The organism is Thermohalobaculum sp. (genome assembly GCF_058622915.1).
Genome location: NZ_JBZSYN010000051.1, coordinates 1 through 20,245, shown reverse-complemented (window position 1 = coordinate 20,245; position 20,245 = coordinate 1). Strand labels below are relative to the sequence as shown.

Genomic DNA, 20,245 nt, shown 5'->3' with positions numbered 1-20,245 from the left:
GACTGGCGGCGGCACGCGGTCCGCGGACGACATCGCGGAGGGAAGCGTCTTGAGGGGGGAGGGCAGCCGGCGTGCGCGTCAAGGCCGAACGGTGCCCGTCTCGAGCGCCTCGCTGACAGGAGGGGTCGTCATGAAACGGATCTGTGTAGTGCTCGTGGCAGCATTCTTTGCGACGACGGCCTGGGCCAGTGTCGAGACCGCGAAAGAGGCCTTCGATCACGGCAAGTTCGACCAGGCGATCGCCGAGCTGCAACCTCTCGCGGAAGCCGGCGACGTGCAGGCGCAATACTGGCTGGGCCGCAGCTACGACGCGCTCGGCAGGCCGGAGGTTGCGCTGGGCTGGCTGGAGAAGGCCGCGGCAAGCGGCAATGACGACGCGCAGCGCATTCTCGGAATCTACTACGACGAGGGCAAGGGCGTTGCGACGGACAGGCTGGCCGCCGCTTGCTGGTATCGCCAGTCGGCGATCGGCGGCAACGCCAAGGCGCAGCGCTATCTGGCCCTCATGTTCGCCGACGGCCGGGGCGTGGCGCGCGACGACGAGAAGGCGGCCTACTGGCTCGAGCGCGCCGTGGCAGCCGGCAATTCCGATGCCAAGAGGAACCTCGCCCAACTCTACTATTTCGGCATCGGCGTGGAGAAGGACCGCGCCAAGGCAGCCAAGCTCTTTGCCAGCGCGGCCCAGGAGCTGAGCGCGGCGAAGGCCGATCTGGGCAAGATGTACTACTGGGGCACCGGCGTGCCCAGGGACCTGCCCAGGGCCATGGCGCTGTTCAGCGAAGCGGCGGCGGCGGGCGATGTCAGCGGTCAGTACTACCTCGGCCGCATGTACGCCCGGGGCGAGGCAACCGACAGGAACTATGCCAAAGCGTATTTCTGGCTCGCCCTCGCGGCCAAGGCGGTCGCGGGCCAGGAGGAACCCGATCCCGACGGCTGGCGCGCGCACGAATGGGTGGACAAGCTGGCGGGCAAGCTGGGCCAGGACCAGATCCGCGCGGTGCAAAAGCGCCTCGACGCCTGGCAGCCGCAATGACGGGCCGGTGAGACCGGGCCACAAGCGCCCGATGGCGCCGGCCCGGCGGGCGGCAGGAGCGCGCCGCAAGGCCGGCGCACTGGCGCGCCGTGTCGGGCAGCCTGACACGGTATGACCGAGAAAAGCCGCGGGGTCGGGAGGCAACGACCCGGCCCTCTTCAAAGGATGTCCGGCCGCGACGCCGTGTCGGACGCGAACGGACGCCGCGCCGGCTTGGAACGCGTGCGGCGCATCTCCATTTGTATCAAAATGGGAATTGCAGCGGAATCAACATGTTAACCCCCCGTCCAAATTTGGACGCGTCGAAAGCTGGCCTATTCCGCCCGCCGGTTGGCCCGGCTGCCGGCGGGCTCGGCCAGGGTCGGCTCGCCCAGCATCCGCCTGACCCAGTCCTGGAACAGGAACACCTCGTATTCCTCCTGCATCAGCACGCCGTGCTCGAAGGCGGCCGAGCTCAAGCCCCGCTGGTTCAGCTCGCACGCCGCCCCGTCCTGCTCCATGACCAGGGTGCCAAAGTCGGTGATGCGGGCGGCGTCGAAGTCGGCGCGGGCCAGCATCCCGGCGTCGAACAGCCACTCGGCCGACAGCTCCATCGCCTCGGGCCCCAGCGGCACGAGCCGCACGGCGCGCACATAATCGGTGTGCGCGGCGATGAACATCGAGGGCGTCAGGGTGGCATAGCGCTGCCCCGCCGCCCGGTCCGCCGCGCCCAGGCCCGCCAGCGCGCCCTGCGCGCGTCCGTCCATGGACCAGGTCTCGGCCCCTTCCCTGAGCCCGCCGGCGAAGACGGGCGCCGTCTCGCCGGCATGGCGCGCCCAGTCCGGGTCGTCGCGCCTCGCCATGATGGCGCGGCCGTAGATCGGCACCAGCTCGCAAAGCTCGGGGTGCACGTTGGGGCAGTGCAGGCACTCGTTGAAGTTCTCCCAGAAGACCTTCCAGTTGCAGCGCAGCGTCCGGCGGTAGCTGTGCCCGACCACGAGGCCCGCCAGCGGCCAGTTCTGCACCGCCGCCAGCTCGGCGCCGCAGTGCTCGAGGAAGTCCGGCGCCGCCTCGCCGGCCAGGTTGACGAAAACGAAGCCGCCCCATTCGGCCACCGCGACGCGGTGCAGGTGGTGCCCGGCGCGGTCGAAGCCCGCGACCTTGCGCATCGCCCCGGTGGCCCTCAGCCGGCCCTCGAGATCGTAGGCCCAGCGGTGATAGGGGCACACGATCAGCCCGCGCGCGAGCCGCCCCTGGGCTTCGGTGCACAGAATCGATCCGCGGTGCCGGCAGGTGTTGTAATAGCCCCTCAGCGCGCCGTCCTCGCCGCGCACGAGCACGATCTCCTGCCCCGCGACGGTGAAGCTGCGAAAGGCACGCGGCCCGGCGATAGTGTCGCCCCGGCACAGATAGAGCCAGCTTTGCCGCCAGATCGCCGCGAGCTCGCGGGCGTGGTGCGCCGGGTCGTGATACCACGCCGCGGGCAGCGCCGGCTGCGCCGCCGCCAGCCCGTTGAACCCTGTCTCGAGTGCGCCCTCGCGTGCCATCGCCATCTCCCGTCACGGCCGGCGCCGCCTGAGGGGAATCCCCCCTGGGCGCACCGACTGCGCGCTCGCAAGCCCGGGTCCCGAGCGGCTTCCGACGCTGGCCGGGGCGTCCCGGGGCGCCGGCTCAGGCGGAGGTCTGCGCGACCGGCGGGTGCGGGTGGCGCTGATCGCCCCGCGCATTGCTCTTGCGCACATAAGTGATCGCCGCCGCGGGGTTCTGACACTTGACCTTCAGGGCCGCGACGAGGGCATCCTCCGCTTCCACCATAACGCTCGACGAGTGGCTGCCGACCCGCGTGCCGACCATGTAGCGAAGTGTCATCCAATGCATCCTCCTGCGCTCAAGATGGTATCGGCGGTGGGGATTTGTCCAGTTCTCCTTGCCCATTTCCGCAAGCCCGGGACGATCGCGCCCGAAATGCCGGCGGCTTTACCGCCGCTTAGACTTTTTGCTGTTCCATCTCCGGCGGCCGGCAATCCCGGCACACGAGGCCCGCATGCGGCGCAGCGGGGTCGCAGGACCCGCTTTCGGCCGGCTCCCATGCCCGCCGAACCTAGCCGGCGCGCCGCCGGCAGACCGAGCCGGCGAGAACGGAGTGGCGCGATGAAACAATCCCCCAGCCGGCCCCGGACCGCCGGCCCCCGTTGGCACCGGGCGCACCCGTCCGGGCGCCCGCGATAGGCGCCGATGCCGGGGCTGGTCCTCAAGCTGCGCGCTCACGAGGAGATCCTCGTCAACGGCGTCGTGATCCAGAACGGCGACCGCGCCGCGCGGCTGATCATCAAGACGCCGAACGTCCACGTTCTGCGGCTCAGGACGGCGCTGCAGCCGCACGAGATCGACACGCCGGTCAAACGCATCTGCTACGTCGCCCAGCTGGCCGTCACCGGCGAGGCCGACGCAGGCCAGGCCGGCATCCGGCTGGCGCAAGGAATCGCCGAGCTGCGCGACGCGCTCGCGGACATCGAGGGCAGCGAGCAACTGGAGCTGGCCGCCGCGCTGCTCGAGCGCGGCGATTTCTACGGTGTCCTGCGGGCCCTGCGCCGCCTGCTGCCGCTGGAGGAGACCCTGCTGGGCAGCGCCGGCGGGCCGCCCGACCGCGGCGCCCCGTGACGCAACCGCCCTGCTGCGCGCCCAGGCCGCCACCTGGCATCCCCGGCCGGCCCCCGTGATCTTTGCCCGGCCGCACGGCGCCGGCGCACAGTCCCGACTTGATCCCGCCCGGCGCACTGCTAGATTGCCCCGGGATTTAAGGGTTCGGGAATCTTCTCGTGCAGCATCGGCGTCTCCTCCGTCGGGCCCTCGGGCCGATCGTGGCCCTGGCCGGCGCGGTGGCAATGAGTCTGGGCGCGGCCCAGGCGCAGCAGAAAGGCCCGCCGCCGGTCGACGTGGCCAAGCCGCTCATGCACGAGGTCACCGAATACGATGTCTTTACCGGCCGCTTTGAGGCGGTGCAGCACGTCGACATCCGCTCGCGCGTCTCCGGCTACCTCGACAAGGTCCATTTCGACGACGGCCAGGTGGTCGACGCCAACACGCTCCTGTTCACCATCGACCAGCGCACCTTCCGCGCCGAGGAGGCCCGGGCCGAGGCCAACGTCAAGTCGGCCGAGGCCACGCGGCTGCTCGACTCGATCGAGCTCAAGCGCGCCCAGACGCTCGCCCAGCGCAATGTCGGCACCGCTCAGGAAGTCGACCGCGCCACCGCCACCCTGGCCGGGGCCGAGGCCAATCTCTCGGTGGCCCAGGCCGAGCTGCGCCAGGCGCAGCTCAACCTCGACTTCACTGAGATCCGCGCGCCGTTCCGCGGCCGGATGTCGAGCCGGAAGGTCGACCCGGGAAACCTGATCGTCGGCGGCGACGCCAACGCGACGCTGCTCTCGACCATCGTCTCGCTCGACCCCATCTACTTCGTCTTCTCCATCTCCGAGGCCGACTACCTGCGCTACTCGCGGCTGCACGCGAGGTCGGACGCAACGGGCGGCCCGGCTTCGCCGATCAAGGTGGCGATCCAGCTGATGGACGAGCAGAAGTTCGTGCACGATGGCACGCTCGACTTCCTCGACAGCCAGATCGACCCGAACTCCGGCACCATCGTGGCGCGCGCCGTGGTGAAGAATCCCGCCGAGTTCATCGTGCCCGGGATGTTCGGGCGCCTGCGCCTGCCCGCCTCCAAGCCGTTCCAGGCCTTGCTGATCCCCGACAAGGCGGTGCTCTCGGACCAGGCGCGCAAGATCGTCTACCTGGTCGACGCTCAGGGCAAGGTCTCGGTCCAGGCCGTCAAGCTCGGCGAGATCTACCGCGGGCTGCGCGTCATCAAGGGCGGCCTCAAGCCCGACGAGCGCGTCATCGTCGCCGGTTTGCAGCGCGCCCGGCCCGGCAGCAAGGTCACGCCCAACGAGGTGACCCTCAAGCTCGAGGCGAAGTGAGCCGGTGCGCTTCTCGCTCTTCTTCATCGACCGGCCGATCTTCGCGACCGTCATCGCGATCCTCCTGACGCTGGTCGGGAGCGTCTCCTACTTCAGCCTGCCGGTCACCCAGTACCCCGAGATCGCCCCCCCGACGATCCGGGTCAGCGCCAACTATCCCGGCGCCTCGGCCGAGGTGGTGGCCGATACCGTCGCCACGCCGATCGAGCAGGAGATCAACGGCGTCGAGGGCATGCTCTACATGCTCAGCCAGTCCACCGGCGACGGTAACACCAACATCGCGGTCACCTTCAAGCTCGGCACCAACATCGAGGCGGCCGAGGTGCTGGTGCAGAACCGCGTCAACAGCGCCCTGCCGCGCCTGCCCTCCGAGGTGCGCAATCTCGGCGTCAGCGTCCAGAAGGCCTCGCCCGACCTGATGATGGTCATCCACATGCTGTCGCCCGACGGCAGCCGCGACCAGCTCTACATCTCGAACTATGCCAAGACCCAGGTCGTGGACCAGCTGGCCCGGATCGACGGGGTGGGCCGGGCCACCGTGTTCGCCGAGCGCGCCTATTCCATGCGCATCTGGCTCGACCCCGAGCTCGTCGCCGCGCGCAACCTGACGGCGGGCGACGTGATCGCGGCGCTGCGCGCCAACAACGTCCAGGTCGCCTCGGGCATCATCGACCAGCCACCGGTGCCCAACCCCGCGGCCTACGAGCTGCAGGTCCAGACCCAGGGCCGGCTCACGGACCCCGAGCAGTTCGCCAACATCGTGGTCGCCACCGGCAAGGACGGCGGCCTCGTGCGCGTGCGCGACATCGGCCATGTCGAACTCGGCGCCCAGGACTACTCGGTGAACGGCTATCTCGGCGACAACGTCGCCCTGCCCATCGGCATCTTCCAGCGCCCAGGCTCGAACGCGCTGCAGACCGCCGATGCTGTGCTCAAGAAGATGGACGAGCTGTCCAAGAGCTTTCCCCCAGGCATCGAGTACAAGGTCGTCTACAACCCCACGGACTACATCGCCCAGTCGATCGACGCCGTCTACACCACCATCGGCGAGGCGGTGGGCCTCGTCGTGCTGGTCATCGTGATCTTCCTGCAGAGCCTGCGCGCCTCGCTCATCCCGATCATCGCGATCCCGGTCTCGCTGGTCGGGACCTTCGCCATGATGTCGGCGCTGGGCTTTTCCATCAACAACCTCACGCTGTTCGGGCTGGTGCTGTGCATCGGCATCGTGGTCGATGACGCCATCGTGGTGGTCGAGAACGTCGAGCGCACGCTGCGCGAGGGGCACGGCCCGCGCGAGGCGGCGCGCATGACCATGCGCGAGGTCTCGACCGCCCTGCTCGCCGCGGGCTTGGTGCTGCTGGCCGTGTTCATCCCCAGTGCGTTTCTCTCCGGCATCACCGGCCAGTTCTTCCGCCAGTTCGCCGTGACGGTCGCCACCGCCACCGGCATCTCGGTGTTTCTCTCGCTCACGCTTTCCCCGGCGATCGCCTCTCTCGTCATGCGCGCGCACCACGACCCCGAGCGCCCGCACGGCGCGCTAGGCTGGACCCGCTACCTCGTCTCCTGGCCGCTCAGGACGGGCGGGCGCTTCTTCAACGCCGGCTTCGACCGGCTGGCCGAGGGCTACCGCTGGCTGGTGCGTCGGCTGACGCGTATCGCGGTGATCATGCTGGTCGCCTATGCCGGGCTTTTGTGGCTAACCTATCACGAGTTCAACGCCACGCCGACCGGCTTCATCCCGCCGCAGGACCAGGGCTACCTGATCACCGTCATCCAGCTGCCGGCCGGCTCGTCGCTCAGCCGCACCGACAAGGTGGCGCGGCGCGCCTCGGACCTGATCCTGAAGAACCCGGGGGTGCGCAACACCGTGGCCATCGTCGGCCTCGACGGCGCCACCTTCACCAACGCGCCGAACTCCGCCGCGATCTTCGTGCCGCTCAAGCCCTTCGCCTGGCGCCAGCAGCGCGGCCTGGGCGCCGGCAAGATCCGCGACGAGCTGCAAAAGACCCTCTACCAGATCAAGGATGCAAATATCTTCCTGGTCGAGCCCCCGCCGGTGCGCGGCGTGGGCACCGCGGGCGGCTGGAAGATGTATGTGCAGGACCGGCGCGGGCGGGGGCTGAAGGCGCTCGAGCAGGCGGCCAACCAGATGATGATCCAGGGCAACCAGCAGCCGCAGCTCAGCCGCGTCTTCACGCTGTTCAACACCAACACGCCGGCGCTCTACCTCGACATCGACCGGGTCAAGGCCGAGCTGATCGGCGTCTCGCCCGACCAGGTCGCCGAGGCGCTCGAGGTCTATATCGGCTCGACCTTCGTCAACGACTTCAACTTCATCGGCCGCACCTATCGCGTCACCGCCATGGCCGACGGGCAGTTCCGCAACCGCCCGGAGGATCTGCTCAAGCTCAAGACGCGCTCGAAAAGCGGCAAGATGACCCCGATCGGCGCGGTGGCGAGCATCCAGAACATCACCCTGCCCTGGCGGGTGGCGCACTACAACCTGTTCCCGGCGGCCGCCGTGCAGGGCTCGGCGGCGCCCGGCGTCTCGACCGGCGACGCGCTGAACGCGGCCGCCAAGCTGGCTCACCGCGTGCTGCCCGCGGGCTTCGGCTTCGAGTGGACCGAGTTGGCGCTGCAGGAGAAGCTGGCCGGCAACACCGCGATCTATGTCTTCGGGCTGGCCACCGTCTTCGTCTTCCTGCTGCTCGCCGCGCAGTACGAAAGCTGGATGCTGCCGCTCTCGGTGATCCTGATCGTGCCGATGTGCCTGCTCGCGGCGGTCGAGGGCATCACGCTGCGCGGCATGGACAACAACATCCTCAGCCAGATCGGCTTCGTCGTGCTGGTCGGCCTGGCGTCGAAGAACGCCATCCTGATCGTCGAGTTCGCCCGCCAGGGGCAGGAGCAGGGCATGACCCCGATCGAGGCGGCCGCGCACGCCGCGCGGCTGAGGCTGCGGCCGATCCTGATGACCTCGTTTGCCTTCATCCTGGGCGTGCTGCCGATGGCGTTTGCCACCGGCGCGGGGGCCGAGATGCGCCAGGCGCTCGGCACCGCGGTGTTCTTGGGGATGCTCGGGGTGACCTTCTTCGGCCTGATCTTCACGCCGGTCTTCTACGTCGCCTGCCGCTGGCTGGGCAGCAAGTTCAGCAGGTCCACGGGCGGCGAGACGCCGAGGGAGTGAGCGGCCCAGGGGCGGGTCCAGGGGCGGGCCCAGGGGCGGGCCGAGAGGCGGACCGAGGGGCGGGCCCGCAGGCGGGTCGGGCGCGGCCGGTCCAGGGCGTCAGCCGACCTCGCAGCCGAACTGGGCCGCGGCATCGGCCAGCGCCTCCCACACCGCGAGGCCGAAGCTCCTGAGCGCGAAGACGTCGAAGCCGCCGTCGCGCGCCAGGATCGTCACGCCCACATGGTGCAGCACGCTGGCCGCGACCGCCCCCTCGGCAAAATGCGCCGGGCGCAGGTCGAGCGGCACCATGCGCGCCATCAGCTCGACCGCGCGCGGGCCCGAGACATGGATCACCGTGCGCGCGTGGCCCAGATCCAGCACCGTGCCGTCGTCCGACTCGAGCGCAGGCCGCGGCACCTCCCGCTCGCTGACCATGAGCCATTTCAGCGGCTCGACGCGCATGAGCGTGCCGCCCTCGCCGGTGGCCGAGAGGCCGGGGCCCGGCGCGGCATCCACGCCGGCGGCCTGCGCCGCCACCGCGCCGGCGCGATCGAGGCGGTCAGGCCAGGCGGCGATCAGCCAGGCGCTTTGCAGCCGGCGCTCAGCGAGCCGGATGCCGGGGCCGTCCGCGTCGACCAGGCCGAAGCGCCTGGGCTCGGTGTGGCCATCGAGGGCCGAGGCACGCTCAACCATGCATCCGCTCTCCCTTCGGGTCGTACTGGTGCGGGCTGGCGACGCGGGCGTGCACATCGCGCCCGCGCACCGGGTCGGCGATGATCACGGTCTTGCCCTCCCAGGCCTCCGGCCCGCCGCGCACGAAGCCGATCCCGAGCCAGCCACCGCCCAGCGCCGGCGTTGCCGTGACGCCGGTGATCCAGCCAATGCCGTGGCCGCGATAGTTGGCGGACTCGGTGACGATGGCGCCGACCGAGAAGCGCTCGCCGTCGGTCACCGGCTGGAAATGGGCCAGGCGGGGCCGGTCCTCGCGGACGAGCTCCGGGCGCTTCCTCAGGACCATGCCGATATAGGGCTTGCGCGTCGAGGCCATGCGACCCAGCCCCGCGTCCTCGAGCGTCACCCGCCCATCAAGCTCGGCGCCGGTGACGTGGCCCTTCTCGATGCGCAGCGCGCCCAACGCCTCCATGCCGTAGGCTGAGCCGCCCTGCGCCTTCACCGCCGCGAGCAGGGCGCGCCACATGGCGGGCCCGTGGTCCGAGCGGGCATAGACCTCGAAGGCCCGCTCGCCCGAGAAGCTGATGCGCGCGATCATCACCGGGATCTCGCCGCCCCCGGCCTTCAGCCGCAACCGCACGATGCCCATGAAAGGCAGCGCCTCGTTCGAGATGTCGCCCTCGGCCAGCGCCGCCTCGACCGCCGCTCGGGCCTGCGGACCCGCCACGGCGACGCCGGCCCACTGGTCGGTGACCGAGGCGACATGGACGCGCAGATCGGGCCAGCGGGTCTGCAGCAGGGTCTCGAACCAGGCCATCGCCGCCGCGGCATTCGCGGTGGTGGTGGTGGCCATGAACTCGTCCTCGGCCAGCCGCCAGGTGACCCCGTCGTCGAACACGATGCCGTCGTCGCGCAGCATCACGCCATAGCGGCACTTCATCACCGGCAGCTTGGCGAAGCCGTTGACGTAGACGCGGTTGAGGAACTCGGCGGCGTCGGGCCCCTGCACCGCGATCTTGCCCAGCGTCGAGACGTCGACCATGCCGACGCACTCGCGCACCGCGCGCGCCTCGCGCACATAGGCGTCGTCCAGCGCCTCGCCCGGCTCAGCCGGATGATACCAAGCGCGCTTCCACAGGCCGGCATCGGTGAACATCGCGCCGCCCTCGGCCTGGGCGCCGTGCATCGGCGTCAGGCGCTCGGCCTGCCAGTGGCTGTCGCGGGCGCGACCGGCGAAGGCGCCGAGCGGCACGGGCGTGTAGGGCGGGCGGAAGGTGGTCAGCCCGGTCTCGGGCACCGAGCGGCCCAGCACCTCGGCCAGGATCCCCAGGCCGACCACGTTGCCAAGCTTGCCCTGGTCCGGCGCCATGCCCAGCGTGGTGTAGCGTTTCATGTGCTCGGGCGAGTCATAGCCCTCGCGGGCGGCCAGGCGCAGGTCCGCGGAGGTGACATCATTGTGCGGGTCGACGAAGGACTTGAGCTTGCGGTCCTTCAGCCTCACCTCCCACAGCGGCCTGAGCGGGTTGGCCCAGCCGCCGGGGCCGGGCGCCTTCGGCGCGCGCGGCTTCTTGCCGGTCAGCGCCTTGACCGCCTCGGCGGCGGCGGCCTGGCCGTGCGCGATGCACTCGGCGGTGCGCCACACGCCGGCGACCGAGCCGGCGACGCCGACGCCCTCGTGACTCTGCCCCGGCAGGAAGCACGACATCTCCGCGTTCCACGCAGGCCTGGCGCCGCGATGGCTGAGCAGGTGCACCGCCGGGGACCAGCCGCCCGAGACCCCGACCATGTCGCAGGGCAACGTGCGCTCGGGCCGCACATGGCCGTCGCGGGCGAAGCGGCCGATCTGCAGGCCCCTGACCGCGTTGCGGCCCTGAACCTCGACCGGGACATAGCCCGAATGCACCTCGACGCCGGCCGCGGCGGCGGCCTCGACAAGCTCGGGAGGGGCCGGCTCGCGGGCGTCGAGCAGCGTGGTCGCGATCCCCGCCCGCGCCAGCGTGACGGCGTCCGCATAGGCGCTGTCGCCGTTGCCCGCGATCACGGCGCGGCGGCCCGGAGCGACACCGAACCGGGTGACATAGGCCGCCGCCGCATGCGCCAGCATGACGCCGGGGCGATCGTTGTTGCCGAAGGCGACCGGGCGCTCCAGCGCGCCCGAGGCCAGGATGACGCGGGCCGGGCGGACGATGCGCAGGTTGCCGCGCGGCAGCGCCGGCTCGGAGCCGGGGCGATGGCCGGTGACGCGCTCGTAGACGCCGACCACGTTGCCGTCATAAAGCCCGAAGGCGGTGCTCCGCGTTATGACGCGGACGCCCTCGAGGGCGGCGCGCTCGGCCACCCAGTCGGGGGCGGGCTTGCCGTCCACCGTCTCGCTCGAGCCCAGCAGCGAGCCGCCCGGCCGGAAGTCCTGCTCGACCAGCATGACGTCGAGGCCCTGGCCCGCGGCCAGCTCCGCCGCCGCCAGCCCGGCGGGGCCGGAGCCGATCACCAGGAGGTCGCAAAAGTCGTGCACGATGTCGTAGCTGTCCGGGTCGGGCTCGCGCGGGGCCTCGCCCATGCCGGCGGCGCGGCGGATGAAATTCTCGAAGAACATCCACTGGCGGGTGCCGCCGCCCAGCCCCATGAAGGTCTTGTAGTAGAAGCCCGCAGCGAAGAAGCGGCTGAACAGGTCGTTGAGCCGCCCGAAGTCGAGGCGCACGCTGGGCCAGGCGTTCTGGCCGAAGGCGGCGAGCCCCTGCATCAGCTCGACATCGGTCGCCCTGAGATTGGGCGTGCGGCGCGCACCGGCGCCGACCGTGACGGTGGCGCCGCCCTCCTCGACTCCTGCCGACATGACGCCGCGCGGGCGGTGGTACTTGAAGCTGCGCGCCAGCACCCGCTGGCCGTTGGCGAGCAGCGCCGAGGCCAGCGTGTCGCCGGCGAAGCCCTGCATGCGCCGCCCGTCCCAGGTGAAGGCGAGCGGGTTGGCGCGGTCGATCAGGCCGCCGTGGCTGAGCCGGAAGCCGCTCATTTCAGCGCCTCCGCCGTCGGTCCGTGCGCCAGCCGCACCTCGCCGATCTCGTGGGTCAGCGTGTCGCGCTCGACGACCAGGAAGGCCCGGCAGCCATGGACGTGGTGCCACAGCTCCCTGTGCCGCCCGCGCGGGTTGTCGCGCAAGAAGACCGCCTCGAACCATGCCTCCTCGGAGGCATCGAGGGCGGGGTAGGCCACGGTGGCGTCGCCCTCGTAGGAGAACTCGCTGTGGTCGCGGGGGCCGCAGAACGGGCAGGGAATGCGCAGCATCGGGTCCCCTCAGTGCAGCTTCGGCACCGGCCCGTGGCCGGTCTCGTCGATCTGGCGGCCCTCGCGGTAGCGGCTGAGCGTCAGGCCCGCATTGGCCCAATGCGGCGCGTCCGTGGCGATGGTATGGGCGAAGGTGTGCCCCGCCGCCGGGGTCGCCTTGAAGCCGCCATAGCACCAGCCGGCATTCAGGTAGAGGCCGGGGATCTCGGTCCTGGTGATGAAGGGCGAGCCGTCCATCGACATGTCCACCAGCCCCGCCCACTGGCGCAGCATGCGCACCCGGCCCAGGCACGGCAGGACCTGCATGCAGGCGCCCAGCACGTGCTCGTAGACCGGCAGGTTGCCCTTCTGGGCGTAGGAGTTGTACTTGTCGAGGTCGCCGCCGAACACCAGCCCGCCCTTGTCGGACTGGCTGATGTAGAAGTGCCCCACGCCGCCGAACACGATCACGTGGTCGACGATCGGCTTGAGCGGCTCCGACACATAGGCCTGCAGCATGTGGCTCTCGATCGGCAGCTTGCCCAGGCCCGCCTTCTGAGCCACCAGCGAGCTGCTGCCGGCCACCGACAGCCCGATCTTGTCGGCATAGATCTCGCCCTTCGAGGTCTCCACCCCGATCAGTGCCCCGCCCTTGCGGATGAAGCCGGTGACCTCGCAGCCCTGGATGATGTCGACCCCGAGCGCCGTGGCGGCGCGGGCATAGCCCCAGGCCACCGCGTCGTGCCGCGCGGTGCCGGCGCGCGGCTGCACATAGGCGCCGAGGATCGGGAAGCGGCCGTTGTCGTAATTGAGGTGCGGGATGCGCCGGCGCAGCGCGTCGCGGTCCCAGTACTCGCCGTCGATGCCGTTGAGCCGCATGATGTTGTAGCGCCGCGCCGCGGCATCGCGCTGGCCCGGGCTGAACACCAGGTTCACATGCGCGCGCTGGCTGAACATCACGTTGTAGTTCAGCTCGTGGCTCAGGTTCTCCCACAGCTTCAGCGAGTGCTCGTAGAACTCGGTATTGCCCTCGATCATGTAGTTCGAGCGCACGATCGTGGTGTTGCGCCCGACATTGCCGCCGCCCAGCCACCCCTTCTCCAGCACCGCGACCCGCGTGATGCGGTGCTCCTTGGCCAGGTAATAGGCGGTGGCCAGCCCGTGCCCGCCGCCGCCGACGATCACCACGTCGTAATGCGTCTTGGGCTCGGGGTGGCCCCAGACGCGCTGCCAGTGCTTCTGCCCGGTCAGGCCGCCCCAGAGGACCTGAAGCGCATTGTAGCGTTGCATCAGCCGCGCATCCTCTCCGCGTTCGCATCCCAGATGGGGGCGTGTTGTAACCGCGCCGGCAGCCTCTCGCCAAGCAGTTCCACGAACCACGGGCCTTGCGAATCCGCCACCTCGCGCCGCACGTAGCCCAGGGCCATCGAGACGCCGGAGTTGTGCGCGAAACCGCCCGAGGTAACCCAGCCGACAACCTCGTCGCCCAGCCAGATCGCCTCGTCGCCGATCACGTCGGCGTCCTTGGCCTCCACGACGAAGGCGCGCAGGCGGCGCCTGCCGCCCTCGGTCCGCTCGGCCAGCGCCGCAGCCTTGCCGATGAAATCGGCCGGCTTTTCGTAGGCGACGAAGCGGTCGAGCCCGGCCTCGGCCGGCCCGTAGATCGGCCGGTACTCGCGCGCCCAGCCGCCGAAGTTCTTCTCCAGCCTCAGCGCGTTCAGCGCCCGGGTGCCGAACAGGCGCAACCCGAACGCCTCGCCCGCCGCGAGGATGCGCTCGAACACGTGGCGCTGGTATTCGGGCTTCATCCAGATCTCATAGCCCAGATCGCCGGTGTAGCTGACGCGGCCGACCAGGCAGGGGGCGAAGCCGACCTCCATGCGGCGGATGTCCATGAAGCGGAACGCCTCCTTCGAGACATCCGCGTGGGTCAGCGCCTCCATGACCGCGCGCGCCTTCGGGCCGGCGATCGACAGGCCGCACAGCCCCAGCCCGATATTGTCGACCCGCACCGAGCCGTCCTCGGGCAGGTGCCGCTCGAACCAGCGCATGTAGAAGCTCTCGGCCTGGCCCGAGCCGGCGAGGAAATAGTCGCCCTCGCCGAGGCAGGCGAGCGAGAGGTCCCCGATCAGCTTGCCGTCGTGCTTGAGCATCGGCGCCAGCGTCATGCGACCCGGCTTCGGCAGCCTGCAGGCGAGCATGCGGTCGAGCCAGTCGCGCGCCCCCGGCCCCTTGACGGCGAACTTGGCGAAGCCGGAGATCTCCATGCATCCCACGCCCTCGCGCACCGCGCGCACCTCGGCCTTGATGTGCTCGAAGTCGGTCGAGCGGCGCCACGAGAACACGTCGCGCACGCTCTCGGGCGCGAACCACAGCGCCACCTCAAGGCCCCAGGCATCGCCCATCTGTGCGCCCCGGGCCAGGAGCCGGTCGTAGATCGGCGTGGTCTTGTAGGGCCGGCCCGCGGTCAGCTCCTCGTTGGGGAACTTGATCGAGAAGCGGCGCGAGTAGTTCTCCTGCACCTTCCGGTTGGTGTAGGCCATGCTCGCCCAGTCGCCGTAGCGCGCGATGTCCATGGCCCAGACATCGAAGCCCGGATCGCCGTGGATCATCCAGTTCGACAGCGCCAGCCCGACGCCGCCGCCCTGGCTGAACCCGGCCATGACGCCGCAGGCCGACCAGAAGCCGGGCAGCCCGCGCACCGGGCCGACCAGCGGGTTGCCGTCGGGAGCAAAGGTGAACGGGCCGTTGATGATCTGCTTGATGCCGGCGTTCTGGAAGGCGGGGAAATGCTCGAAGCCCACTTCCAGCGACGGCGCGATGCGGTCGATATCGGGGGGCAGCAGCTCGTGGCCGAACTCCCAGGGCGTGACCCGCTCGGACCAGGGCCTGCACGCCTTCTCGTAGGTGCCCATCAGCATGCCGCCGCGCTCCTGGCGCAGGTACAGCTCGCCGTCGAAATCGACCGCGTGATAGACCTCCTTGCCGGTGGTGCGGTTGATCTCGGCGACCTCCTCCATGTCCTCGGTGATCAGGTACATGTGCTCCATGGCCAGGATCGGCAGCTCCAGCCCGACCATGCGCCCGACCTCGCGCGCCCACAGCCCGCCGGCGTTGACCACGTGCTCGGCACGGATCGTGCCCTTGTCGGTGACCACCTCCCACTCGCCCGAAGCGAGGCGGCGGATCCCGGTAACCATGGTGTGCGTGTGGATGGCCGCGCCCAGCTTGCGCGCCGACTTGGCATAGGCATGGGTCACGCCCGAGGGATCGAGATGCCCGTCCACCACCGTGCGCACGGCGCCGACGAACTGCGCCGGGTCGAGCAGCGGCATGAGCTCGTGCGCCTTCTCGGGCGTGATGATCTCGGTCTCGATCCCGAGATAGCGGCCCTTCGCGACCACGCCCTTGAGCCAGTCGAACCGCTCGGGCGTCGAGGCCAGCATCACGCCCCCTGTCATGTGGAAGCCGGTGGCCTGGCCCGACAGCTCCTCGATCTCGCGATAGAGATTGATCGTGTATTGCTGCAGCTTGGCGACGTTGGGGTCCGAGTTGATGGTGTGGCAGCCGCCCGCCGCGTGCCAGGTCGATCCCGAGGTCAGCTCCGAGCGCTCGATCAGCACCGAGTCGGTCCAGCCCTCGCGGGCCAGGTGGTAGAGCACCGAGCAGCCGACGACGCCGCCACCGATCACGACCACGCGCGCATGGGTGTTCATTGAAAGTGCCTCCAGGTTTCAGCCGCCGCATGTAAAGCAGGTCGCTCGTCCAGCCCCGCGCGCAATCTCGTCGCTTGCTGTCGGATTTCCGTCAGGGGGCGCGGCGGCCTCACTCCTCGCGGCCCGCGGCCAGCAGCCGGGCATGCAGGCGCGGCGCTTGCGGATCGCCTGTGACCAGCGCGAAGACATAGGCGTGGGTGAGAAAGAAGCAGCAGGCATCGGTCTCGCCGGCGGCCTCGGCGCGGTCGGCCGCCTCGCGGTAGAGCGCCACCAGCCGCGCCTTGTCGCCCTGCTCGTGCGCGGCGATCAGCGCGGCATCGAGCGTGGCGCGGTCCATGCGGCCGGGGGGCGTGGCTGCCTGCATCCTCGATATCCTAGGCCGTCCCACCGCGGCCGCCCCACAGGGCCGCGCGGCCGTGCACATTTTGCAAATCGTGCAAAATCAATGGTTTATACAGATGTGTAATGTGCACACCCTTGCTGCCGGTCGTTTTCGGCGTCTGCACGGGGCCCTCGCCTGCCTGTGGTCGCGGCGCTCACGCCGCCATGTGGCCCGCGACCCAGGCGTGGAAAAGGTGCGTCGGGCTGTCCATCACCGGCGAGAAGCGGCCGCCGTCGAAACCGTCGGCATGGCGGCCCTTCTGCATGCCCTCGACGACGAACACGTCCTCCTGGAAGACGTCCTTCCACATCGCCGTGTTGCGCTCGCGCATGGCGCGCCAGTCCTCGCCCAGCACCGCCGGATCGGTGTAGAAGATCGCCACCCGCTCCAGCGTCCGCTCGACGCCGGCCGGCTCGAGCACGATGGCGAAGGTGTGGTCCTTGTGCACCCCGAGCAGCACGTTGGGGTAGAGCGAGATGTACTCTGCCCCCTCGCGCCATTGCTCCGTGAGCCCGGCGAACTCGGGGAAGCGCCGGCCGTCCTGGGCCAGCATGGGCCGGTAGACGCGCGTGCCCTGGCCGGAGAAGGCGCCGGCGGTCTCGATGTGGTAGTGGTCCTCGAGCCGCGAATAGCTGTTCAGCCCCGGATGCACCCAGGGCAGGTGATAGCTCTCGCAATAGTTCTCGACCGCGAGCTTCCAGTTGCAGGCGACCTCGAGCGTGAAGCCGCCGTCGGGGGCGAAGTGCAACGGGCGGTCGAACTCGGCCCAGCGCGCCCGGACCCCGGCGGCGTAGTCCTCGAAGGCGGGCGCCTGGCCGTCGATGTTGACGAAGACCACGCCCAGCCACTCGTGGCTGCGCACCTCGACCAGCCCCAGCTCCTCGCGATGGATCGCGTCGTGCCGGTTGGTGCCGGGGCCGCCGACATGCGGCGTCGTGCGCAGCCGGCCGTCGAGCTCGTAGCACCACGAGTGATAGGGGCAGCGGATGGCCCGCTGGATCTTGCCCGGCTTGTCCACCAGGATCATGCCGCGATGCCGGCAGACGTTGAAGAACACCCTGAGCGTGCCCTCGCGGTCGCGCAGCATCAGGAGCGGCTGGCCGAGGAAGCTCAGCGGCAGCGCGTCGCCCGGCTCGGGCACGTCCGCGGCAAAGCCGATGCCGGCCCAGTTGCGGAAGAACACGCGCCGCTTTTCCTCCTCGAACAGCGTCGCGTCGGTGTAGAACGGGTTGGGCAACCCGCGCGCGGTCGCCACCGGCAGCGTCACGGCGGACAGGTCGCTCGGGTGAAGAGTCATGGCTGGCATCCCTGACTTGTTCGCGGCATCGAATCAGCCGGAGTATCGTGACGGCGGGCGAGGCCGTCCGGCTTCAAAGCGAACACGCCTGTCGCAAACGGAACATGATTCTTGCGCGAAAGCGGCGGCCGGGGTCGGGCCGGACATGTCGGTTCCGACGCAGGCCCCCGATGGGACCAGTCACGCCGGCTCTCGAGGGTCCCATGTCGCGGTCATCCCGCGCACGAAGACGTGACCGGCGCGGACGCCTCTCAGACCGTGCGGGCTACCACGAATTCGGCGATGTCCTCGAGCGCGGTGCGCACCGGATCGCGCGGGAAGACCGAAAGCGCCGCAAGCGCCCGGTCGGCATGACGCCGCGCGACCTGCTGGGTTTCGCCGAGCGCGCCGGTTTCCTCGAGATAGGCGAGCGCCTGCTCGAGGTCTCCCGGCTCCTGCTCGCCGCGCACCACCGTGCGCCACCAGAAGGACCGCGCCGCCTCGTCCGCGCGCCGATACGCAAGGATCAGCGGCAGCGTCACCTTGCCCTCGCGAAAGTCGTCGCCGATGTTCTTGCCGAGCGTGGCCGAGGTGCCGCCATAGTCCAGCAGGTCGTCGGTGAGCTGGAAGGCCATGCCGAGCCCGTCGCCAAAGGTCCGCAGTGCCTCGATGCCCTCGTCGTCGATGCCGGAGATGACCCCGCCCACCTCGGTTGCGGCCGCGAACAGCGCGGCCGTCTTGCCCTGGATGACCTGGTCATAGCGCGCAAGATCGGTGGCGAGGTCATGGGCGGTCGCGAGCTGCAGCACCTCGCCTTCGGCGATCACGGCCGAGGCGTCCGAGAGGATCCGGAGCACCCGGATCGAGCCGGTCTCCACCATCAGCTGGAAGGCGCGGGCGAACAGGTAGTCGCCGACCAGCACGCTCGACTTGTTGTCCCACAGCAGGTTGGCGGTGGCCCGGCCGCGACGCTGCCGGCTCTCGTCGATCACGTCGTCATGCAAGAGTGTCGCGGTATGGATGAACTCGACCGCCGCCGCCAGCTTGACGTGGTCGCTGCCGTGATAGCCGCACAGACGGCTGGCCGCCAGGGTGAGGATCGGCCGCAGCCGCTTGCCCCCGGCCTCGATCAGGTGGGAGGATATCTCGGGAATGCGCGGAGCGTGCTGCGAGGCCATCCGCTCCCGGATCAGCACATTGACCCGGGCAAGGTCCTCGGCGACCAATCCGACGAGCCGGTCGAACGGTCCCGAGGCGCCGGACGCCGCCGTGGCGCTGCTCCCGATGGCGTCGACTGTCATGGGATGGTGGGCTCCCTCACGGAAGGGCTCGCGCGCGCCGCTCGACCTGGCGGGCCGGATCGCCTACTTGTTGGTCGATGGAGGAACTTCTGCGCACCACCGACCCTACTCTCGTGCCCTACGCCAAGGCGCTGCTGGACGCGGAGGATATAGACTGCTTCGTGTTCGACGTAAATATGAGCATTATGGAAGGCAGCCTCGGCATCCTGCCACGCCGCCTGATGGTGCGGCGCGAGGACCTCTACCGCGCGCGGACAATCCTGCGCGACAACGGCGTCGAGCCCTTCGACGGCGAGCGATGGCTCTGACCGCCGAAAGCGCAGGACCGCCCTCGGTCGGGGCCGTGCGCGAGGATGGGCTGCTGGCCGGGCGCGTCCGGCTCGTGCAACCCGTACAGGGCTACCGAGCAGCAACCGATCCGGTGCTCCTGGCCGCGGCGGTGCCGGCGCGTTCGGGCGATCTTGTGCTCGACCTTGGATGCGGCGCCGGGGCGGCAATGTTCTGTCTCATGGCCCGGGTCACGGGCCTCGAGATGCACGGGCTCGAGATCCAGCGCGCGTACCTCGATCTTGCCCGCCGCAACGCAGCTCTGAACGGGGCGGAGGCAACCCTTCACGAAGGCGACCTGATGCAGTGCCCGGAGGCACTTCGACAGCTCTGCTTCGATCACGTGATGCTGAACCCGCCCTATCAGGCGCAGGCGAGCGTCCCGTCCGCCGTCTCGGGCCGCGACCGGGCACACCGCGAATCGGGCGCATCGCTTGCTGACTGGGTCACGGCTGCGCTGCGGCGACTGAAGCCGGGCGGCTGGTTGACGGTGATCCACAGGGTCGACCGCGCGCCCGCGCTCCTGGGCCTGCTCGACGGGCGCTGCGGTGCGGTCGCGCTCAGGCCGCTGGCGCCGCGCGCGGGGCGCGCCGCGAATCGCGTCATTGTCCGGGCGCGCAAGGGCGCGAAGGCTCCGTTCCGGCTTCTACCGCCGCTCGTCCTCCACCAGGGCGCGCGCCATCTTCGCGACGGCGACGATTACACGCCCGAGGCCGCCGACCTCCTGAGGCGGGCAGCGGCCCTCGACTTCCAGGAAGGGACTCCATGAAACCGATCCCGAACTCGATCGCCGCGCGCGCCGGCGAACTGTCCGAATGGCGTCAGGACCTGCACCGCCATCCCGAGCTGGGCTATGCAGAGCACCGCACCGCTCGGATCGTGGCCGAACGTCTCGCCGAATTCGGTCTCGACGCGGTCGAGACCGGGATCGGCGGCACCGGGGTCGTCGGCGTGCTGCATGGCCGCGACGGCAGGACCGGTCCCGCGATCATGCTGCGCGCCGACATGGACGCGCTGCCGATCACCGAGGCGACCGGCGCGGACTATGCCTCCGAGAACGCCGGCGTGATGCACGCCTGCGGCCACGACGGACACACCACAATGCTGCTTGGCGCCGCACGCCATCTGGCGGAGACGCGGAACTTCTCTGGC

At 70.0% G+C, this 20,245-nt stretch carries 17 protein-coding genes; 7 read left to right on the top strand and 10 right to left on the bottom strand.

Going from position 1 to position 20,245, the window contains the following annotated elements:
* The first annotated feature begins 130 nt into the window (after positions 1-130).
* Positions 131-1,033, top strand: coding sequence for a tetratricopeptide repeat protein (locus AC32QD_RS04445; RefSeq protein ID WP_492009276.1), 903 nt, complete (start codon positions 131-133; stop codon positions 1,031-1,033).
* A gap of 314 nt (positions 1,034-1,347) precedes the next feature.
* On the opposite strand, the gene AC32QD_RS04440 is transcribed toward AC32QD_RS04445, so the two are convergent.
* Both AC32QD_RS04440 and AC32QD_RS04435 read right to left on the bottom strand, forming a co-directional pair.
* Positions 1,348-2,559, bottom strand: a complete 1,212-nt coding sequence (locus tag AC32QD_RS04440) for an aromatic ring-hydroxylating oxygenase subunit alpha (protein WP_492009275.1) — start codon at positions 2,557-2,559, stop codon at positions 1,348-1,350.
* Between the two features lie 124 nt (positions 2,560-2,683).
* Positions 2,684-2,881 carry a hypothetical protein gene (locus tag AC32QD_RS04435; RefSeq protein ID WP_492009274.1) on the bottom strand — a complete coding sequence of 66 codons (198 nt, stop codon included), beginning with the start codon at positions 2,879-2,881 and terminating at the stop codon, positions 2,684-2,686.
* Between the two features lie 366 nt (positions 2,882-3,247).
* Here AC32QD_RS04435 and AC32QD_RS04430 point away from each other — a divergent pair, with 366 nt between their 5' ends.
* The 3 genes from AC32QD_RS04430 to AC32QD_RS04420 all read left to right on the top strand — a co-directional run bounded on the left by AC32QD_RS04430 (position 3,248) and on the right by AC32QD_RS04420 (position 8,176).
* A complete protein-coding gene (locus AC32QD_RS04430) occupies positions 3,248-3,673 on the top strand; it encodes a flagellar biosynthesis repressor FlbT (RefSeq protein WP_492009273.1) in 426 nt (141 codons plus the stop codon).
* A 224-nt stretch (positions 3,674-3,897) separates the two neighbouring features.
* Positions 3,898-4,989, top strand: coding sequence for an efflux RND transporter periplasmic adaptor subunit (locus AC32QD_RS04425; protein WP_492009272.1), 1,092 nt, complete (start codon positions 3,898-3,900; stop codon positions 4,987-4,989).
* Between the two features lie 4 nt (positions 4,990-4,993).
* Entirely contained in the window at positions 4,994-8,176 is a 3,183-nt protein-coding gene (locus tag AC32QD_RS04420) for an efflux RND transporter permease subunit (protein WP_492009271.1), read from the top strand.
* A gap of 99 nt (positions 8,177-8,275) precedes the next feature.
* Here the strand turns inward: AC32QD_RS04420 and AC32QD_RS04415 are convergent, their stop codons facing one another.
* The 8 genes from AC32QD_RS04415 to AC32QD_RS04380 form a co-directional block, all read right to left on the bottom strand.
* Complete coding sequence (locus AC32QD_RS04415) at positions 8,276-8,851, bottom strand: sarcosine oxidase subunit gamma (protein WP_492009270.1); 576 nt, start codon at positions 8,849-8,851, stop codon at positions 8,276-8,278.
* A complete protein-coding gene (locus AC32QD_RS04410; protein WP_492009269.1) occupies positions 8,844-11,840 on the bottom strand; it encodes a sarcosine oxidase subunit alpha family protein in 2,997 nt (998 codons plus the stop codon). Before AC32QD_RS04410 ends, AC32QD_RS04415 begins: the two co-directional genes overlap by 8 nt.
* Entirely contained in the window at positions 11,837-12,112 is a 276-nt protein-coding gene (locus AC32QD_RS04405) for a sarcosine oxidase subunit delta (RefSeq protein WP_492009268.1), read from the bottom strand. Before AC32QD_RS04405 ends, AC32QD_RS04410 begins: the two co-directional genes overlap by 4 nt.
* Before the next feature lie 9 nt (positions 12,113-12,121).
* Positions 12,122-13,381, bottom strand: a complete 1,260-nt coding sequence (locus tag AC32QD_RS04400) for a sarcosine oxidase subunit beta family protein (RefSeq protein ID WP_492009267.1) — start codon at positions 13,379-13,381, stop codon at positions 12,122-12,124.
* Positions 13,381-15,807, bottom strand: coding sequence for a GcvT family protein (locus tag AC32QD_RS04395; RefSeq protein WP_492009266.1), 2,427 nt, complete (start codon positions 15,805-15,807; stop codon positions 13,381-13,383). Before AC32QD_RS04395 ends, AC32QD_RS04400 begins: the two co-directional genes overlap by 1 nt.
* A gap of 109 nt (positions 15,808-15,916) precedes the next feature.
* Positions 15,917-16,171, bottom strand: a complete 255-nt coding sequence (locus tag AC32QD_RS04390; protein ID WP_492009265.1) for a hypothetical protein — start codon at positions 16,169-16,171, stop codon at positions 15,917-15,919.
* Between the two features lie 172 nt (positions 16,172-16,343).
* On the bottom strand, positions 16,344-17,486 hold the full coding sequence (locus tag AC32QD_RS04385; protein WP_492009264.1) for an aromatic ring-hydroxylating oxygenase subunit alpha: 1,143 nt from the start codon (positions 17,484-17,486) through the stop codon (positions 16,344-16,346).
* A gap of 251 nt (positions 17,487-17,737) precedes the next feature.
* Positions 17,738-18,766, bottom strand: coding sequence for a polyprenyl synthetase family protein (locus AC32QD_RS04380; protein ID WP_492009263.1), 1,029 nt, complete (start codon positions 18,764-18,766; stop codon positions 17,738-17,740).
* Positions 18,767-18,843: 77 nt separating this feature from the next.
* Here AC32QD_RS04380 and AC32QD_RS04375 point away from each other — a divergent pair, with 77 nt between their 5' ends.
* The 3 genes from AC32QD_RS04375 to AC32QD_RS04365 form a co-directional block, all read left to right on the top strand.
* A complete protein-coding gene (locus AC32QD_RS04375) occupies positions 18,844-19,074 on the top strand; it encodes a putative signal transducing protein (RefSeq protein WP_492009262.1) in 231 nt (76 codons plus the stop codon).
* Positions 19,065-19,862: a tRNA1(Val) (adenine(37)-N6)-methyltransferase gene (locus tag AC32QD_RS04370; protein ID WP_492009261.1), complete on the top strand. Its 798-nt coding sequence runs from the start codon at positions 19,065-19,067 to the stop codon at positions 19,860-19,862. The genes AC32QD_RS04375 and AC32QD_RS04370 overlap by 10 nt, the downstream gene beginning before the upstream one ends.
* The coding region (locus tag AC32QD_RS04365; protein ID WP_492009260.1) for a M20/M25/M40 family metallo-hydrolase at positions 19,859-20,245 on the top strand (387 nt) is incomplete at its 3' end. The genes AC32QD_RS04370 and AC32QD_RS04365, both read left to right, overlap by 4 nt.

Excerpts from the sequence above, each read along its gene's own strand:
- AC32QD_RS04445 (WP_492009276.1), top strand. The coding sequence starts at position 131 with ATGAAACGGATCTGTGTAGTGCTCGTGGCAGCATTCTTTGCGACGACG.
- AC32QD_RS04440 (WP_492009275.1), bottom strand. The coding sequence starts at position 2,559 with ATGGCACGCGAGGGCGCACTCGAGACAGGGTTCAACGGGCTGGCGGCG.
- AC32QD_RS04435 (WP_492009274.1), bottom strand. The coding sequence starts at position 2,881 with ATGACACTTCGCTACATGGTCGGCACGCGGGTCGGCAGCCACTCGTCG.
- AC32QD_RS04430 (WP_492009273.1), top strand. The coding sequence starts at position 3,248 with ATGCCGGGGCTGGTCCTCAAGCTGCGCGCTCACGAGGAGATCCTCGTC.
- AC32QD_RS04425 (WP_492009272.1), top strand. The coding sequence starts at position 3,898 with ATGAGTCTGGGCGCGGCCCAGGCGCAGCAGAAAGGCCCGCCGCCGGTC.
- AC32QD_RS04415 (WP_492009270.1), bottom strand. The coding sequence starts at position 8,851 with ATGGTTGAGCGTGCCTCGGCCCTCGATGGCCACACCGAGCCCAGGCGC.
- AC32QD_RS04410 (WP_492009269.1), bottom strand. The coding sequence starts at position 11,840 with ATGAGCGGCTTCCGGCTCAGCCACGGCGGCCTGATCGACCGCGCCAAC.
- AC32QD_RS04405 (WP_492009268.1), bottom strand. The coding sequence starts at position 12,112 with ATGCTGCGCATTCCCTGCCCGTTCTGCGGCCCCCGCGACCACAGCGAG.
- AC32QD_RS04400 (WP_492009267.1), bottom strand. The coding sequence starts at position 13,381 with ATGCAACGCTACAATGCGCTTCAGGTCCTCTGGGGCGGCCTGACCGGG.
- AC32QD_RS04395 (WP_492009266.1), bottom strand. The coding sequence starts at position 15,807 with ATGAACACCCATGCGCGCGTGGTCGTGATCGGTGGCGGCGTCGTCGGC.
- AC32QD_RS04390 (WP_492009265.1), bottom strand. The coding sequence starts at position 16,171 with ATGCAGGCAGCCACGCCCCCCGGCCGCATGGACCGCGCCACGCTCGAT.
- AC32QD_RS04385 (WP_492009264.1), bottom strand. The coding sequence starts at position 17,486 with ATGACTCTTCACCCGAGCGACCTGTCCGCCGTGACGCTGCCGGTGGCG.
- AC32QD_RS04380 (WP_492009263.1), bottom strand. The coding sequence starts at position 18,766 with ATGACAGTCGACGCCATCGGGAGCAGCGCCACGGCGGCGTCCGGCGCC.
- AC32QD_RS04375 (WP_492009262.1), top strand. The coding sequence starts at position 18,844 with ATGGAGGAACTTCTGCGCACCACCGACCCTACTCTCGTGCCCTACGCC.
- AC32QD_RS04370 (WP_492009261.1), top strand. The coding sequence starts at position 19,065 with ATGGCTCTGACCGCCGAAAGCGCAGGACCGCCCTCGGTCGGGGCCGTG.